Below are 18,277 nucleotides of genomic sequence, written 5' to 3' on the forward strand. Positions count from 1 at the left end.
AGTTCATGCCCTCTGGGCTTAACCCAAATCCTGGCCCTTCGGGTCAGGATTTTTACTATATAAAACACTACTTATGATTTTAATAAATTACTTATTAATATTTTTTAATACTTTTAAATCGACTATACACTTTAATAAAAAACCTTATGGAAGTTATTTCCACACCCATACTGTAATAGTTGTCCCTTCAGAGGAGGATTCAATATGCATGTCATCAGACAGGTCCCTTGCAGTGCTTAAACCAACACCAAGCGATCCTGTCGTGCTGAAACCGCCTTTTAGGGCTTTCCTGATATCAGGGATACCCGGCCCTTTATCTGAAAACGTAAGCCGGACGCCTTCTTGCCCATTAGCGTTGGATATTTGAGAAAATATAATATCACCGCCCTTTCCATGAACCAACACATTGACAGCCAGTTCCCTGCAAACAAACAATGTCTGTGCACACTTTAACGTTCCAACACCTATTTTTTTCAAAATATTAAGTAAACAGGATGAAATTATAGAGTAATCTTTGTCTGAACGGATTGAAAGTTTATTTTCGTTTATTAAAGTATCTTTTTCCACTTATGTTTGATTATTCAAGCATATTTTTAATTGTTGAAAGTAGCTCTTTTTTGTCAACCGGTTTTTGAAACGTCTCTTTTGCGCCAAATAATCTGGCGTTTTTCAAATACATTGATGGGCCGCCTGTGACGGCAATAATGTTTGCATCCGAATCAATAGATTTGAGTTCCCTGATCGTTTCAAGGCCTTCTTTATCAGGCATGACAACATCCGTTATCACCACGTCGGGATGGTGTTTATGAAACAATGCAATGCCATCCGCACCATTATCTGCTGTTATGACATCATATGAATTTAATCTAAAAAACTTCTCGAACATCTTCAGAATTGATGCTTCATCGTCAATTATCAGTATCAATGGCATAGCCGATTCGATTCCAATCAAAATATTTGGTATAAACAGAAACAGTCCCCAAATTATTCTTTACAGGATAATATATTTCTTCAGTCTTATCCAGTGTTCCAGGCAGCTTTTTTTTACAATAGAAATAAACCGTTGTGTTTGAGGGCCTTGATCGGCTTTTTTTGAATTTCTAATGCATTTTTGAAGAAAAAAAATTATAATCCTTATTTTTAATCACAACAATGAAAACTGCGACCCAACAGCAATTCTAAATATGAATCTTTTTAGCTGAAAAACTCGCACCAAGACACCAGTATTTTTTATTCGACTTTGTGAAGCCTTTGTGCCTTTGGGGCTTTGTGAGAGAATAAAATGAGAATTGCTGGCGATCCAAAGAATTACAATATCACTGGATGGGATTGGTATGGAACGAATCAAAATCTTAATTAAGGATAACATTTTTAAACTAAAGGGGATATTCCAAAAAATTACGGACATTACCCAGCGTCAACCGGCCATGAGAGGACTGGAGCAAAGTGAGCAGCAACTGCGGCGTGTAATGACGCATATGCCGGTTGCCATGGTGGCGTTTAACGATAATTTTGATTTCATTGTCTGGAACAGGGAGTGTGAAAGGATTACCGGCTATACCCATTCTGATATTGTGGCCAATCCCCATGCGTTTGCCATACTGTATCCGGACCCCGGTTATCGCCGGCAGGTACTTGACCGGTTAAAGTCCGACACTGATTTCCGGGATGTAGAATTCACGCTTGTCTGTAAAGACGGGCGGCATAAGATAATCCGCTGGTTCAGTATCGCGTCAAGTTATCCCATGCCGGGGTGGAAATCATGGGCCATCGGCATTGATGTCACCGAAAAAAAGAGACTTGGACAACAATTACGCGAAAAATCCATAGCCGCAGAAAAAGCCTATCAAGCCAAGAGCGATTTTCTTGCAAATATGAGCCATGAGATTCGAACACCGATCAGTGCCTTGATCGGTCTTTCACAAATGCTGCAGGAACAAAGCAATGGTATCTTGAACCCTCGACAAATGGAGTGCGTCAACAATATTCTGGAGAGTTCCAACAGACTGTTATATCTTGTAACCGGTATATTGGACTTTTCAAAAATAGAAGCAGGAAAGATGGAAATTCATACGAATCCCTTTGATCTGAAAAAGCTGATGGCGCAAATAACACAGTCAATGAAGGGGATGATAGAGGATAAAAACATTAATTTAAACGTCACTCCGGCACCGGATATTCCCCCAAAGCTCATTGCTGACGAGTACCGCATCGAACAGGTGTTAAGAAATCTGCTCAACAATGCGGTTAAATTCACAGAAAAGGGATTGATAACCGTCTCAGTCGAGATGCCTGAAAATGAGTTGCTCTTGTTTAAAGTCACCGACACAGGTGTCGGTATCCCCAAAGATAAGCAGGCAAGGCTGTTTGAAAAATTCTATCAAGTGGATGCGACCTATTCAAAAAAATATGCAGGTACCGGGCTGGGACTGGCCATATCAAAGGAATTGGTGGAACTGATGGGCGGCACCATTGGGTGTGAGAGCGAACCCGGCAAAGGAAGTACTTTCTATTTTTCGATTGTGTTTAAAGCGGTCCAGGAGATCAGGAAATCAACACCCGAACCGGTCTCCGGCAATCAAGACGTATCCGACCACAGCCTGAATATCCTCCTTGCAGAAGATGATGAAATGAATGCTAAAGTCATGACGTATTTTTTAAAACGGAAGGGACACGCCACGACCATTGCCCATGACGGCAGACAGGCTATGGATGCATTGGAACAGGCGCATTTCGATATCATTCTCATGGATATTCAAATGCCTGGAATGAGCGGAATCGAACTAACCCGCCGGATCAGAAATTCCGCCTCAAGACCCGATATTCCCATTATCGCATTGACAGCCTATACCAAAAAATGGGACAGGGATAAATTCATAGAGGCCGGAATGGACGATTATATAAGCAAACCGGTCGATACCGACACCCTGTTAAAAAAAATATATCAACAACTCAATACAAACAACCATTAAAGCCGATCAAGGAGCTTCTGGATATGGTCGGTGATTCGTTGCATCTGTACCGTGAGGTCTTTATATGGCTGGACGCATAGGGTGACGTTATCTTCAATGGCATAATGTTCGACCAGCCGGCTCAACTCCACTGTCGAATACAGACGGATGGATGCAAGCAGGCCGGAAACCTTGTGTGCGGCAAGAGCGATTTCATCCCTGTCCAAAGCATCGAACCCCTTTTTCAATCTCTCCATACGGATCCGGGACTGTTCAAGAAAGCTCTGAAAGATCTCCTGGATAAACGCCGGGTCGTCTGCCACATCCGCCATAAAGTTTCCAATATCCCTTTTGAAATCACCTGTCATGCCGGTGTTTTGTTCAGAAACAGGCCGTGTGGCTGACGCCTCTTTATGCTCAAAAAACTGCCTGATCAACTTGAAAAGCGCTTCTTGGTTCACCGGTTTTGACAGGCAGGCGTTAATCCCCGCTTTCATAAACCGCTCCTTATCCCTGTCTGTGGCATAGGCGGTCACGGCAATGATGGGGATATCGCAGTTCCAAGGTTCCATATCACCGGTCCGGATGATTTTTGCGGCGGTTACACCATCCATGACCGGCATCTGTATATCCAGAAGAATTAAATCAAAACGGTCTTTTTTTAATGCCTCAATGAGTTCTTGGCCATTGTTTACAATTGTGAGGCCAAATCCTTTCTTTTTTATTATATGGCCCATGTATTGCTGAATCATGATATTATCTTCAGCCAGTATCAGTTGAAGAGAATCAGCCTGTGAACACGTCTCATCTTTCTCAACGTCGATTTTCAGGGTATCTATGTAAGGGATCTCAAATGTGAATGTGGTGCCGTCTGTCGGGTTTGCTTTTCCCCGTATGTGCCCATTCATTTCAGAAATCAGATTCTTTACCAGGTATAATTCGATAGCAAAACTTTTGTATTTTTTCGGATATTGGATTTTTTGTGCCTGAAATTCTTCCAGCAGGAGCTGAAGATTCAAATCAGGTATCCATAATCCTTGAATATGGACCTTAAAACGCAGGTGTCTGACCCGGCATTTTTCCACGACAATGGAAATCCTGCCGACATCTGAAAATCTGACTGCGTTGCGCAGCAGATGATGAAGCACCCGGCCAATGCGTCCGGCATCCCCCATGACGGTTTCGGGCAGATCATTTGAGACCTCAATGCGCGTATCAAGTTGCCTTTCTCTCAATTCGCGTTTAAACAGATTGAGTTCTTTTTTAATCAGTTTGAAAACATGATACAATTCCAAAAATGAGCTGACCCTATTTGTATCAGCTACCGCAGGATCCAGTACATCATCAACCATATTCAGTAATTGATCGATATCATTTTTAAATCCCGGCATGACAATTTCGTCAGGTTGCGACAATGCTGCGTCATCACCGGGTTTCAATTTGGACAATATTCCTGCCAAGGGTTTGCGTATATCATTAAATACACTGAACAGAAACGTATCTTTGGCCTCAATGGTCCGTTTTGTTTCTTTTCTGGCATCATTGAGCTGCAGAATCTTCAGGTGCATATCCGAGGTATCCTGGACCTGAAGCATGGCATAAACACTGCCGTCAATTTCAAGCGGGGATAAAAAGCACCGCTGCCTCATATATCCGTCTTGAAATCGGTTGTCTTCAAGGGGAAGTATCCAGGTATGAAAGGCTTGTGAAATAATGTGGCTGTGTGCGCGATCAACCACAGCCTCAATCTGGGGCTGGATATGCAATAACTTCGACTGTGTCACCAGTTTGCCGTAATCGTGTTTACACGCGGAAGAGAGCCTGGCAATAATCCATTGGTTCAGGAATCTGATACGCAACTGCCGGTCAACCACAAGGACGCCCATGCTCATTTGATCATAGAACGTTCTCAGTTGGGCTGCGAATTGATTATTATTCGGTGAGTCCATGTTCTTTCTGAAATACCTTGAATGCCATCATCACCTCTTTGACCTTTTCAGGTGAAAGGGGTTTCTCAATAAAAAGGTTCGCCCCATTATTTATTATACGGATCTTCACAGGTGCCTGGAAATTTGAGGACAACACCGCGATGAAACAGGATTCATCCGTTTTCCGGACGGTTTTTAATACAGCCTCTCCATCCGGCTCAGGCATGATCAAATCCAGAATCATGAGATCAGGGGCATGTGCCTTCCATGCCTCTATCGTTTTAGCGCCGTTTTCCGCCTCAAACACATTCGGCGCATATCCCAACATTTTCAGGTAGCGTTTAAAGGTATTGCGTACCAACCGAGAGTCATCTGCCAATAAAATATCCATTAAAAGTCGTCTCCAAATTCCACATTTCTTAAAATAAGTTCCATATTCTCATAAGAGTAGACCAAAAGTACCACCCCCTCAATACAGGCACTTTTTGCTCTGAAAATTGTTTCACCCACCAGGCACATTTGACCGTGATCAATCATCGAAACCAGTTCATCTTTTACAGTGACAGTGGGCAGTCCCAGTTTTGACTCGACCATAACCATATCACTGATCGTGCCTTGTACGGAATTGATGATGGTATTTCCCACCTCGCCGATGGCATCCAGATCAATGGCTGAAAAGGAGTCATCAAAGGTATCGTCGTTGAGATCCATCAGTGTGTTGATGAGTGTTTTTCCATTTGTCAGGGGAAAATAAACCATGCCCTGGCCCGAGAACTCACCGCCGAAATCCTGATTGACCACAACAAACCCTTCTTTATAATTCAGGTTCTGCTCCCATTCCATGAATTGTTCATGATCAAGTATTCTGACCGTTGGCAGGTTGATCTCTATCTCCTCATTGAGCATCTGATTCAGTATGGATGCCGCCTTGCCGATGCCGGTATTGATAAGCTCAGCAATGATCTCTTTGTATATTTCAAATTTTTCCATAAGAAAACCTCATCTCAAAACAGGCTTATATCACGTCCCAAGGGGAGTGGCTTCATTCCCAGAGAAAACCTCCGCATCCACCAGTGAAATCACCAACAGTGGTTGTCCCGAGCCGATGACCACCGTGCCTTCAAACAGGGGATTGCTTTTCAGCAGTTCATGGTCAAATGGTTTAATGACCACCTGGAGGCGTCCCAGGGTTTTGTCAACCCGGGCTGCAATGACGTTTTTATTTTCATCTTCCAGAATCAGATACCGTCCCTGGTTTCGGTCCTTTCCTGCTGATGTTCCATTGCAGTGAAGGATTCTTCCCATGTCTGCGATTCTGATCAGCTCATTGCGATGGTTGAGCATGGCCGAAGACTGATGTTCCCGATAAACGATCTCTTCGGCACGGATGATCTCTTTCAAGCATTGATGGTTCACAGCATACTGTTGACCGTCGATCTCCACCAGCAGCACTTCTTTGGTCAACGACCCCTGCTTGATGGGAATCAGCAGCTTGAACACAGATCCTTTCCCCAGGGTCGATTCGATGGCAATATTTCCCCCTTGCTTTTTTAGAGCTGACATCACCACATCCATCCCCACACCACGGCCGGACACGTTGGTTACTTTTTCAGCGGTTGAAAACCCGGGTGCCAGAATAAAGCGATAAATTTCTTCGTTGGTATACGTTTTTGTTTTGTCCGCAATGCCTTTTGATATGGCCTTGGCCAGGATTTTTTCCGGATCAATGCCTTTGCCGTCGTCCTGGATTCTAAGTTCCAGCCACTCCTCAGTTTTAGCGGCAACCACCTGTATCAGGCCGATCGCCGGCTTACCCAGATGGGTTCGTTCGGCTTTGTTCTCCAGACCGTGATCCACGGCATTGCGTATCAGATGAACCAAGGGATCTGCCAGGATGCTGATGATAGAGCGGTCTACCTCAATATCCTGGCCGGCAATTTTGAGCTCCACGGGTTTGTCCAGATCCTTTTCAAGTTGACGGATCATCCGCGGAAGCCGCTCAAACAATTCGTTCAGCCGACTGGATCTTATTGAAAAAAGTGCCTTTTGCAAACCGGCGATATTATTTTCCAAATCCACCAGTCCGCCCCCCAGTTCACGGGATATCCGATCCGGCAGGTGGGGCTTGATCTCACGTTCCAGATTTTCAAGATAATTTCTATCCATGACAAGGGCTTCTGTCTTGCGGGTGAAATCATCCAGATACCCGGCACCGATTCTCAGGGTGTCTTCTTTTAAATCCACCGATTTTAAGGCAGACTCCGGTTCTGCAGGCGGTGGACATATCGGCTCCGGAGACAAGGAGACGGGTTCCTCGGGTAACGGATCAGGCTTGGATGCCTCTTGCGCCGATTCCTGTTTTTCCCCTTCCGGTACTTCGGCTTTCTTTGAAGCCGGCAAATTTGACACCGTAATTACTTTTTCCAGGATGGAAACCGCTTGGGGGATTCCCATGGGAATGCCCTGGTCGGAAAAAAACGACTTGTTTGACACCAATTGGTCTGTAATGGATATCAATTGGTCAATCGCATTCAGGGCATGTTCGGCCTGCTGTTTGTCAAGGGCGTTTAAAAATTCATCACAAATATCTGGAATATCAACGGACTTCGCCTTTAACCCCACAAGCAGGTCATAGATCAAGTCCACCCCTTCGGTTACTATATTGTTAACCGTATGTTCCAGCGCTATATCCCCGGATTTTATCTGCTGAAGAAAAGTTTCAAATCTGTGGGAAAACTGCTGAAGGCCGGTTAGATTGAAAAATCCGGAAGTCCCCTTGACCGTATGAACCCAGCGAAAAACCGCGTCAATCACCTCATCGCCTTTTTCTGAGATGTTAAACAGCTGCGGGGTGAGAACGTCCAGGCCGGATAGGGATTCCTCAATAAATTTTTCAATGATCTCTTCGTCGATGTTTAAATCTTTCCATTCCGTCATGGGTCTATTCTTTTATTTCCTTCATTAAGTCCATCCAGTACTGACGCCGCCTGGATAAAATAGAAATGGCGTCAAAAAATTTATCCCTGTCAAGGGGCGTAAAGAACAGGTAATCCGCCCCGTGCCGCTGGCAGCTTGAAACCGTTGCCAAGTCACGTTTTTTGCTGACAAAAATAAGATTTGCAGATGATACGATTTTTTTAGCCTGCTTTTTAACGTCAAATCCGTTAAATTCGGGATGATTGACTTCAATAATGAGCAAGTTGCAGGGTTTCTCTTCCACGGATCTGAGCAATTGAACCGGTTCAGAAAAGGTCTCAATGGTATATTTGAATCTTGTCTTATGCGACATTTGGCTTGCCACGTCCTCGCCGGCCAGGATACTGATGTAAAATCCTTGTTTTGTCATAATTTTTATGCCTTTAGTGCCTTATGGAGCCTTATCATGATGCATCAACCGGTTGCGCGTTATCCGCAAACCCGGTGTACACAAATTTTTCCAGATCAATCAGCCGACCGATATGCATGACATCATGCATATACTGTTGTATGGCATCCAGATCTTCAAGAACCGGATAAAGATCATTCATTTTAATCGCCAGGGGCTGGGAAAAAACCGTCTGCAGGACGTTGGGGTTTAAACCGATCTTTTTGTCCGGATCCAGAAAGTCTGTCCCAATCTGAGCGGCTCTTTCTTTATCCGCTTCGACATAGGCACCGGTCTCAATCAGAAGCGATACAAATTCCTGGGCCGCTTCCGGAAATTTTTCCATAAAATCATCTTGCATGGCCACGACACAGCAGGGATGATCCTTCCATTTTGTGGCTGAAAAAAATTCAAGATCCCCAATGTCGGATACCATGGATTTGGTGGCGATGGGCTCAGCTACCATAAATGCGCCGACATTGCTGTTCTCTTTCATGATCCCGGGCATTTGCACCGGAGGTACGACTTCAAACCGCACATTAATGATCTCTTTGCCCGGAACGCCCGGATTAAGTCCCAGGTCCAGGAGGAATTGATGGGCCAGCATGTGATGGACACTCATTTTATGGGGGATGTCTACAACCTTATCCTTGTAAAATGTGTGCAAGGATTCCTGTTGCCTGTCCCACCGCCGGCTGCGGACAAAGGTACTCCCGTTTTTATGGGCAAGAAGAACCAGTTTAATAGGGGCGTCATATGCAAACAAATCCATTGCAATGGGCGCCAGCACAAATGCGCAGTCAATGTCGCCGTTCTCCAGCCCGTCCTGAATCGGATTCCAGCCCTGCATTTGATCGGTAATCAGGTTAAAATGCCCGGGGGTAACCTCCCCTTGTTCAATCCGGTGCTTTAAGGCCCCAAGGACCAGGTGGTCCGTGATCTGAATATGGGCCACTTTCAGATCCACTTTGCCGGCCAGGACATTTCGCTTTTTTTTCTTTTGCTCCTGTTTGCCGGCGGGAGACATGGCCTTTTTAATCGCATCCCTGATCTGGTCTGCCGTAAACGGTTTGGGCACATGGCCGTTGCCGCCGGCTTCCATTATGGCAATTTGCTGTCCCTTGTCCGCCTGGGCCGTTGCCATGATAAAAGGAAGATCTTTGTAGGCTTTCTCGCTCCTCAACCATTTTAAAAAATCCAGTCCGTCCTTTTCCGGCATATTCCAGTCGCTGATCACCAGGTCGATTTTTTGCGCGTTTACTTTTTCAATGCCGTCATTCCCGTTTTTGGCCATGATCAGATTTTCAAAACCAACCTGTTTCAGAATCTGCTGGAACATGATCCGCATGGTGCCGGAATCATCAACCACAAGGATTTTAATGTTTGGATCGATTTTCATATCCCCTCTCTTTCCTTCCTGTTGAGTACCTTTTGTATTTTGTCCATCACGATCTTGAAATCAAGCGGCTTAATCACATGATCATCCATGCCCACCTTTTTAAACATTTGTGAGTCTTCTATTCTGGCATAGGCTGTCATTGCGATAATCGGTATATCCTTGTATGCGTTGCTTGATCTGCGGATATGCATGGTGGTTTCCACGCCGGTCATCACCGGCATTTTTATATCCATCAGGATCACATCAAAGGAACGGGCTTCCAAAAGCTCCAGTACTTCCCGGCCATTTTTCGCCAGGGCCACGATATGGTTCAGCTTTCTGAGGAAATAGTATACGGTTTTTTGATTCATCTCATCGTCTTCCGCCAAAAGGATGTTCAAAGCGCCGGAATCAGACACGGTATCCAGTGTGGCAAGCGCCGCATCTTTTTCTTCTTCTTGTGTAACCGCCTGGAAAGGTGTTGTAAAACAGACACATGTCCCTTTTTCCGATGTATGCTCCACCCATATTTCCCCCCCCAGCAGACGCACCAGGGTCATGGCAACGGCCGCACCAAGGCCGCAGCCGTCACTCTCTTTATTGTAGGAAGACACGGCGGTCACATCGTGCTGGAACAGATGATCCCGTTCATCCACGGAAAGTCCCTTGCCCGTATCAATCACCTTAAACAAAAGCAGCAGCGGATTCTGGGGGAGTTGAATTTCCAGGATCACCGATCCCTTCTGGGTAAACTTCAGGCTGTTGCCCAAGAGCTGGCCGAGGATTCTGGATACTTTTCCCCCGTCCAGTTTTAAATGCGACGGAATCTCAGGGTCTATGCGAATATCGAACAACAATCCTTTGGCACTGGCCCTGGGAAGATACTTGGCCATCCACTCCTTTTTCAGATCCTGCCGCAGGAGATGCTGAAAATAGGGAACCAGTTCTTCCGAGGTGGCGTCGTAGTATTCAAACAGGTCAGACACCCTGTCCATCAAACGGTTCCCGGCATCAATGATATGGTTCAGGTAGCCGGTATGTTTTTGTGTCAGAAGCGGCCCGAGCTGGTCCTTAATGATGTTTGAGTAGCCGAGCATGCCATTCAGGGGCGTCCTTATCTCATGGCCGATATTGCCGATCAGCTCTCTGATCGCAATACGTTCGGCCTTTCGTTTTTCGAGCAGAGCGGTATGCATCTGCGCCAGTTCTTCATATGAGGGTGTTTTCTTCATTGTCATTTTTTTTTTTGACCGTTATGCGGCTATGAATAATTCAGGATTCAACACCAGCAGCACCTTGCCGTCCCCCATGATACTCACGCCGCTGAACACATCCAGTCCCTGGAACATACCCGGCAGCGGTTTGATCGCCACTTCCATCTTTCTGTCCATCTGGTCTACGACAACACCGAACTTGCTCTGACCTGTTTTTACCACAACAATGGTTACCTCATCTTGGGATGATTTCACTTGTTTCAGCCATCCGTTTTTGCCGGAGGACAATATGGCTTCCAGATGCCTGACCGGTAGAATTTCATCTCTATAATTGAAAAACATGGTGCCCTGATTTTCTTTAATCGCATCCGGTAACACCTTGATGGTATTCAAAATGGAATCAAAGGGAATGGCATAGGGATTGCCTTGGGACATCACAATCAGGGCTGTGCTGATACCCATGGTCATGGGAATAGAAAGGATGACACGGGTACCGCTGCCCTGGTCGGATTCCAGGCCGGCGCTTCCGCCCATGGATTCAATATTGGTTTTCACCACATCCATGCCAACGCCCCGCCCGGATATATCCGTTACTTGACTATTGGTTGAAAACCCGGGTGAAAAAATCACGTCCAGCAGATCCGGATCATCTTTGGATGCGTATTCAAATCCTTTTGCTTTTGCCTTTTCAAATAACCGTTCCCGGTCGATTCCCCTACCGTCATCGGCAATGACAATGCGCAGGTTGTTACCTTCCTGGGAGGCTTTCAGGCTGACGGTGCCTTTCTCGGCCTTACCGGAACGAATCCGGTCACCCGGGGTCTCAATCCCGTGGTCACAGGCGTTTCTCAAGAGATGAACCAGGGGGTCTGAAAGGACATCGGCAATCTTTTTATCAATCTCTACGTCATCGCCATACGTTAAGAACTCAATCTGTTTGGACTGCTTTCGGCTGATATCCCGAACGACCCGACTGAATTTTTGAAAAACCCCGCCGATGGGAATCATTCTCAAAGAAAACACACCATGCTGAAGGTCTTCGGCAAGCCGTGAAAAAATCTGCACCTCGTTATGGAATGCGTTCATTGCCTTTTCTGCCGACAGGTGATTGCCATGGTACTGGTCCATGATAAACTCATAGGTATTCCGGAGAATCGTCATTTCACCGATCATATTGGTGATCTGTTCGACTTTGGCCTGGTCGATGCGCAGGGTTTCCGTTTTGATAGCAGCGACATCCGGAACCTCCTGGACCTGACTTGCCGCCGCAGCTAGTTTCTGTTTACTCACGGCCTGTTTGACATCCGTCATCTTCACCTTGCCCGCTTCCACCAGCATCTGGCCGATGGGTTTTTGCCGGGCCAACGAGTCATGGATATCGGTGGGGGATATTTTTCCCTCTGCCACAAGGATTTCACCGATACGCCGGGGCGGCTCCTGGAGGTCGTCCAGGGTAGAGATAATCGCGGAGAGTTTCTCGCTCAGAGTTGAATCGTCTTCCTGGGCCAGGGCAATGACGGCATCATTTATCCATGCGTGCATGTCCGCCAGTCCCAGCTCCCGGACCGGGCCTGACATATTATCCAGCAGCGCTGAAAGGGCGGCTTGCTGGATCTCGTCAAGGGGAATATCCTCAGCCAGTTCGGACAACAACCCCTTTTGCATCATCAGGTTTGCCACCGCTTCCTGGTAAACGTCATCTTCGGAAATGTCTTCATCCGCTAGCTGTTCACCGGCCATCATCCCCTGGATATCGGAATAGACTTTGGGCAGGTCCGCAGGGGTTTTGTTTTTGCGCATCAGAACAAAGGTCTGTTTCAACTGGGTCACAGCCGTTTCAAGCAGGGCAATTGCCTGGCCGTCATCCCGGCTTTGTCCGTCAGCGATCCACAGGCAAAAGGATTCCAGTGCTGATCCCCAATGAAAAACAAGGTCCAGGCCGATGAATTTGCCGCCTTTTTTCAGTTCCCCGGCAAACCTTGCCGCCACCTCAAGGCTTTGGCTGGAGCCAATGGTTTTAAAAGTGGTGATCTGATCGGATAGATTATCAACCACCTGGGCGCAATAGTCTGCCAGATCCACTGCCATCTCCAATGCGGCACCGGTGAACATCCTGAATTGTTTTTTCCCCGGTACAGGTACGGACAAGCCACCTGAAACCGCATCCTCAAATTGTTCCACTAAATTCTGGTCGATGATGCCCTTACCGGATTCAGCATATTCGTTCATTAAAAAAGTGATATGGTCCAACCCTGCCAGAATCAGATCCACCAGCTCCGGCGAAAGCATGCACGATCCGTCCCGGAGCATGTTCAAAAGCCCTTCCAGCTTATGGCAGAATGTGGAAATCGCGTTCATTTCCAGCATCCCGGCACCGCCTTTGATGGTATGGACATCCCTGAAGATGGCGTTTAAATACGCTGACGTTTCCAGGGCGGATTCTGCTTTCAAGATGTCATCGCCGGCCTTTTCCAGCAGTTCGCCAGCCTCCAGGTAAAATTCTTTGCGAATGGCTTCCAAACTTGTATCCATATTTTATCTCCGTCTCCTCAAATACGCGTCCATTTGCAATCCGCTATACTTCCTTCAAGCGTTTTTCCCAGTAACATACGCGCTGATAGGTCTCGTCAATGGCTTTGAGCAGCTCATCATAATCCACAGGTTTAAAGAACAGGTAGTTGGCCCCCAGCCATCTGGACTGTACCACGGAAGTCACCTTTTTCTCTCCGGTGATGACGATAAAATTGGTGCTCAAATTACGGTCGTGCATTTTTTCGATCACCTCAAACCCGTCTGTTTCAGGCATTCTCAAATCCGTGATCACCAGATGTACCGGATTTTCCATAAATTGTTTTACAGCGTCTACCGGGTCGCTGAATACCTGAATCGCGTATGCTTTATGCGCCTGGATACCCAGTGTAATGGCCTGGGCCGTTACCGGCTCATCGTCAATGACCATTATCCGAAAATCTTTTTCTATCATGATTTATGTCCTTTCATGGGGTGTCATCCCGTTCAAGTTCCGTTGCATATTCCGTTAAAACCCAGGCCAGTTGTTCCACGGTTCGGGAAAGCTGCGACAGTGACTCACGGGAACCGGACAGATCCTTTGACCCGCCGATCTGTTCCAGCACCAGTGCCTGATCATGGGCAAGTTGTGAAAAGTTGCCGACCATCCCTTTTAAAAAATGTGCCTTTGAATTCAGCGCCTTGGGGTCTTTCTGTTCCACTGCGGCCGCCACATCGGCCAAGGCGTTTGCATAATGTTTTAAAAACATCTCAATCAGCTTCATGGCAATACGGGGACTGTTGTGGGCGTGGAGAGATAAAAAAGATTGCTTGTCGAACAGCCCTCCGGGTATTTTTGCCTCAACCGTTTTGACCCCTTTGGTGCTTACCGGATGTTCAGGTTCTGGGATGGCAAAGGCATCCGATTTAATGATGCCGCGTTCGGACAATATCTTGAGTACGCTTGAAAACAGCTCTTCGGCCTGGATCGGTTTGGGAAGATAGCCGTCCATCCCAGCGGCGAGGCATTTTTCCTTGTCTCCTTTCATGGCATGGGCGGTCATGGCGATGATCGGGATCCGGGGATTTTTTACCGTGGAATCTTTGCCGCGAATCAGACGGGTTGTGGACAACCCATCCAGAACAGGCATCTGGATATCCATCAGCACCAGGTCACAGGGATTTGATTCCAGAAAGGTGATGGCGTCTCCGCCATTGTCCACCATGGTCACATGATGGCCGGCCACCGTGTGAAGCAGTTCATAGGCCAGTTCCTGGTTAATGGGATTGTCTTCGGCCACCAGAATATTCAATTTTTTCTCACTGAACTCGGACAGGGTATGCCGGGTCGTCAGCGGTACGTCTCCGTCAGGGCGTGCCGTTTGTGATGCGGGGTTGGAGATCTGTTCCAGGCACTCAAAAAGAGACACACGCTTGACGGGTTTTGTGAGATACGCCGAAAAACCGCTCTCTTGTGCCAGGGCCGCGTCACCGACTTGTGACTGGGAAGCCATCAGGACAAGCTGAACAGAACCGATCTCCTTGTCATTTCTAATTTCCCTGGCCAAAGCAATCCCGTCCATTTTCGGCATGACATAGTCGATCATGATGATATGAAAGGGATTATTTTCCCGACAGGCGGTTTTCAGCTTCAGGAGGGCCTCGTGGCCGTTTTCGGATACGTCGCAGGGGCATTCCAAAAATGCCAGATAGGAGCGAAACATATCTCTGAGCAACGGATTGTCATCCACTACCAGAATCCGTTTTCCCTGTATTTTCCTGGGAACCGATGGGGGAGACTTATCCGGCTTATTCGGGGCATTATTTTTTTCATACACTGCGGTAAAATGGAATGATGACCCTTGATTGACAACCGAATCGACTTGGATATCGCCTCCCATCATTTCTACCAGCCGCTTGGAAATGGCAAGCCCCAAACCGGTGCCCCCGTATTTACGGGTAGTTGAGGCATCCACCTGGGAAAATGCAAGGAACAGCTGCTCTCGTCGGTTGGATGGTATGCCGATGCCTGTGTCTTTCACTGTAATCCTGACTTTTAGATAAGAATCGGTCTGGCCTTCGAGAACAGCGATAATATCTATCTGCCCCTCATGGGTGAATTTGATGGCATTGCCGATGAGATTCACCAGCACCTGCCGGAGTCGTCCGGGATCACCGATCACCTGATCAGGCAGTCCGGGGTCCACCATGCAGGCCAGTTCCAGATTTTTGCTTTCCGCTTTCAGGGACTGGAGTTCGGCGGTATCTTCAATGGCGGTCTTCAGGTCAAAGGGCAGCTTTTCAAAGTCGAGTCTGCCGGCTTCGATTTTAGAAAAGTCAAGAATGTCATTGATCAGGGAGAGCAATGCGTCTCCGCTCTGTTTGACCACCTGGGCATAGCGTTTCTGGGTGTCATCCAGCGCGGTGGCCAGCAACAGATCGGTCATGCCGATAATCCCGTTCATGGGTGTCCGGATTTCATGGCTCATGTTGGCGACAAACTCGCTTTTGGCCAGGCTGGCTGCTTCAGCTTGATCCTTTGCGGTTCTCAAATCCTGTTCCATGAATTTCATCTGGGTGATATTTTCAAGCAAAATCACAAATCCCAGGCAACGTCTTGCGTCGTCCAGATGGGGAATGTAGTGGGCCGTAAACACCCGTTTTACACCGTTGGGGAATTGCAATGTGTCTTCGTGTCGCACCGGCCTTCCTGAAAGGGCCCTGTCAAGGTAGGGCCGCATTTTATTAAACCCATGGGTGCCGATTCCCTGGCTGAACTTTTTGTTGAGCACCGTAGAGAGGTCTGTACCATACCACTCTTCCCAGGCCTTGTTCATGAACCGGCAGATCATGTTTTTATCCAGATACCCGATGAGTACGGGCAGGGAATCGGTAATCAGACGCAGTTGATCCCGACTTTTGATGAGCCGTTTCTCTGCCTTTTTCCGGGCCTCGTTCTCCTTTTCAAGCAATGTGGCCTTCTGGGTCAGTTCATGGTGCAGGGCAATCATGCCCTGGTTGGTCAACTCCAACTCCTGCTGGAGTTTCTTATACTCATGCGTCAGCTGACGGATCTTCAGATCTTTTTCATCCGGTTCCGGTTTTATGTTATGCCGATGTGTTTCCATGTCAGCTTAGTTCCCTATTTGACCACCAGCACGGTTGCATCGTCGTGATTCCTGCCGAATTCCGACATGATAACGTGCGTCACCTTCTGGGGTACTGAAAGCAGGGTTTTTGAATCCACCTCATATTTGTCTGAAATACCGTCCGATGTCATGATAACACAGTCTCCCTTGGCAAACGGGTAGGTCATGACTTTGAACCGGGGGATGAGCGCCCCCACAGTGCCGTTATATGTCATGAGTTTCTCACATTTTCCCCTTTTATACAGCCGGGTTTCGATATTGCCCAGACTGATGTGGGATAATTGATTCTGTAAAAAATCAATACTGGCCAGCGACACGGCAGCCCCGCGTGTTTGCCGAAGATGACGGTGGAGCTGTTCTATTATCAGTCCCAGGGGTTTTAGGTAATGAATATCGATAATGCGCTCCGACAGCTCGGCAACTTTATGGGCCTCAGGGCCGTGGCCCAGGCCATCCACCACGCCGAACAGGATTTCATTCCGGCTCTGGCGGCTGTAATAGGTGTCTCCGGAAACCCGTTCCCCCAGAATAGGCCGGGAGATGACACTGACCTTCACAGGAGATTGCAGGTCGGCATCCACCAGCTTGGAAACGATAAATTCTAACTTATTTTCCTGGGTCAGCCGAAGATCAAATGAGTCTGTCATACGCCGGATACCGGACAAACCAATCCCCAACGTCGCTGTGGTGGACTGGTTCTTCTCAAGATTTTCTTTTACCTGTTCAAACCCCTTGCCCAGGGTTTTATCATTGTTTTGGGCAGCGATTTCCAACCGGCCGTTTTCAATGGGCCCCATGGTTATGGACCGGAATACAAGGATACCTCCGGCCCGGCTGTGCTTGACGATATTGGTGCCCAGCTCGCTGATCACAATATCAATTTCAGCCTGGCTGATTTCCCGGAACCCCATCTTTTCAGATATCTCTGCACCGTATTTTCTGGCCCGCAGCACATCAAACTCGTGAGAGATGATAAATGTCTGTGTGCTTGTTTTTTTTACTTCAGCCATTCTGTAATGGTTACCTTTGTGCCTTTGCCAAGGGCTGACTCGATGTCAAATTCATTACACAGATTTTTTGCACCGCCCAAGCCGATCCCCATGGAATTGGCCGTACTGAATCCCGGCTCCAGGGCCTTTTGAACATCATGGATTCCCGGTCCCTCATCTGTGAAAATGCAGGAGATCCCGATGCGATGTTGATCAATAACCTGATAGGCCTCCACCCGGCCCTGGCCGGCATGGACAATAATATTCCGGGCCAGTTCCGACACCGCCGTAACCACCCGGGTCTGATCCATGAGAGAAAACCCCAGCCCCCGCATCAATTGCCGGATCTCCTGGCGGACCACGATGACGTCCTCCTGATCCATGACCTCAACATTGATTTTCAGACTATCTGATACTTTTTTCATTGTTCCTCCCCTGCTGACGGCTCAGGAGGACTAATCCTTCCTCGATGTTCAGGGCGGTCTTGAGATCACCCATGGCCAGGCCCAGATGAAGCAGGGTCAATACAACCTCTTTTCTCATGCCTGCGATCACCGTGTCAGCCCCCATCAGTTTGGCCATTTTGCTGGTCTCCACCAGCACCCGACCCAGAAAGGAATCAATGATTTCGACCGCAGATACGTCAATGATTAATCCTTTAGATCCATATTTCTCAATCCGTTTTAAGATATCTTCCTGGAGCGATTTGGCGGCCGCATCATGGAGGTCAATCTGAATTGGAACAATAATGGTCTCTCCAATTTTTAAAATGGTGACATTGTTCATAGTTCTCGTC

16 protein-coding genes are annotated in these 18,277 nt (G+C 47.3%); 1 reads left to right on the top strand and 15 read right to left on the bottom strand.

The features are described from left to right. Positions 1-153 precede the first annotated feature (153 nt). Both HXW94_RS09170 and HXW94_RS09175 read right to left on the bottom strand, forming a co-directional pair. Positions 154-567, bottom strand: a complete 414-nt coding sequence (locus HXW94_RS09170) for an ATP-binding protein (protein WP_178366599.1) — start codon at positions 565-567, stop codon at positions 154-156. Between the two features lie 10 nt (positions 568-577). Continuing rightward, on the bottom strand, positions 578-952 hold the full coding sequence (locus HXW94_RS09175; RefSeq protein WP_178366600.1) for a response regulator: 375 nt from the start codon (positions 950-952) through the stop codon (positions 578-580). Between the two features lie 382 nt (positions 953-1,334). Between HXW94_RS09175 and HXW94_RS09180 the strand changes: the two genes are divergently transcribed. Continuing rightward, positions 1,335-2,972: a PAS domain-containing hybrid sensor histidine kinase/response regulator gene (locus tag HXW94_RS09180; RefSeq protein WP_178366601.1), complete on the top strand. Its 1,638-nt coding sequence runs from the start codon at positions 1,335-1,337 to the stop codon at positions 2,970-2,972. Here the strand turns inward: HXW94_RS09180 and HXW94_RS09185 are convergent. Genes HXW94_RS09185 through HXW94_RS09245 form a run of 13 tightly spaced genes read right to left on the bottom strand, consistent with a single transcriptional unit; the run spans position 2,969 to position 18,267 of the window. Then, positions 2,969-4,900 (bottom strand): response regulator, encoded by a 1,932-nt coding sequence (locus HXW94_RS09185; protein ID WP_178366602.1) that lies wholly within the window; start codon positions 4,898-4,900, stop codon positions 2,969-2,971. The two genes, HXW94_RS09180 and HXW94_RS09185, sit on opposite strands and share 4 nt — an antisense overlap. Next, positions 4,884-5,270 (bottom strand): response regulator, encoded by a 387-nt coding sequence (locus HXW94_RS09190; RefSeq protein WP_178366603.1) that lies wholly within the window; start codon positions 5,268-5,270, stop codon positions 4,884-4,886. Before HXW94_RS09190 ends, HXW94_RS09185 begins: the two co-directional genes overlap by 17 nt. Then, positions 5,270-5,869 carry a hypothetical protein gene (locus HXW94_RS09195; RefSeq protein ID WP_178366604.1) on the bottom strand — a complete coding sequence of 200 codons (600 nt, stop codon included), beginning with the start codon at positions 5,867-5,869 and terminating at the stop codon, positions 5,270-5,272. The genes HXW94_RS09190 and HXW94_RS09195 overlap by 1 nt, the downstream gene beginning before the upstream one ends. Positions 5,870-5,899: 30 nt before the next feature. Further along, complete coding sequence (locus HXW94_RS09200; protein WP_178366605.1) at positions 5,900-7,816, bottom strand: chemotaxis protein CheA; 1,917 nt, start codon at positions 7,814-7,816, stop codon at positions 5,900-5,902. Positions 7,817-7,820: 4 nt separating this feature from the next. Beyond that, on the bottom strand, positions 7,821-8,225 hold the full coding sequence (locus HXW94_RS09205; RefSeq protein ID WP_178366606.1) for a response regulator: 405 nt from the start codon (positions 8,223-8,225) through the stop codon (positions 7,821-7,823). Positions 8,226-8,259: 34 nt separating this feature from the next. After that, a complete protein-coding gene (locus HXW94_RS09210) occupies positions 8,260-9,642 on the bottom strand; it encodes a response regulator (protein ID WP_178366607.1) in 1,383 nt (460 codons plus the stop codon). Then, a complete protein-coding gene (locus tag HXW94_RS09215) occupies positions 9,639-10,853 on the bottom strand; it encodes a response regulator (RefSeq protein ID WP_178366608.1) in 1,215 nt (404 codons plus the stop codon). The genes HXW94_RS09210 and HXW94_RS09215 overlap by 4 nt, the downstream gene beginning before the upstream one ends. A 21-nt stretch (positions 10,854-10,874) precedes the next feature. After that, a complete protein-coding gene (locus tag HXW94_RS09220) occupies positions 10,875-13,367 on the bottom strand; it encodes a chemotaxis protein CheA (RefSeq protein WP_178366609.1) in 2,493 nt (830 codons plus the stop codon). Between the two features lie 43 nt (positions 13,368-13,410). Continuing rightward, a complete protein-coding gene (locus tag HXW94_RS09225) occupies positions 13,411-13,818 on the bottom strand; it encodes a response regulator (protein ID WP_178366610.1) in 408 nt (135 codons plus the stop codon). Between the two features lie 13 nt (positions 13,819-13,831). Then, entirely contained in the window at positions 13,832-16,471 is a 2,640-nt protein-coding gene (locus HXW94_RS09230) for a PAS domain-containing hybrid sensor histidine kinase/response regulator (protein WP_178366611.1), read from the bottom strand. A gap of 14 nt (positions 16,472-16,485) precedes the next feature. Continuing rightward, positions 16,486-17,502: a SpoIIE family protein phosphatase gene (locus tag HXW94_RS09235; protein WP_178366612.1), complete on the bottom strand. Its 1,017-nt coding sequence runs from the start codon at positions 17,500-17,502 to the stop codon at positions 16,486-16,488. Then, positions 17,490-17,906: an anti-sigma regulatory factor gene (locus tag HXW94_RS09240; protein ID WP_178366613.1), complete on the bottom strand. Its 417-nt coding sequence runs from the start codon at positions 17,904-17,906 to the stop codon at positions 17,490-17,492. The genes HXW94_RS09235 and HXW94_RS09240 overlap by 13 nt, the downstream gene beginning before the upstream one ends. Next, on the bottom strand, positions 17,887-18,267 hold the full coding sequence (locus HXW94_RS09245) for an STAS domain-containing protein (protein ID WP_178366614.1): 381 nt from the start codon (positions 18,265-18,267) through the stop codon (positions 17,887-17,889). The genes HXW94_RS09240 and HXW94_RS09245 overlap by 20 nt, the downstream gene beginning before the upstream one ends. Positions 18,268-18,277: the final 10 nt, after the last annotated feature.

Origin of the sequence: Desulfobacter latus (genome assembly GCF_013389365.1) — a bacterium.
GTDB lineage: Bacteria > Desulfobacterota > Desulfobacteria > Desulfobacterales > Desulfobacteraceae > Desulfobacter > Desulfobacter latus.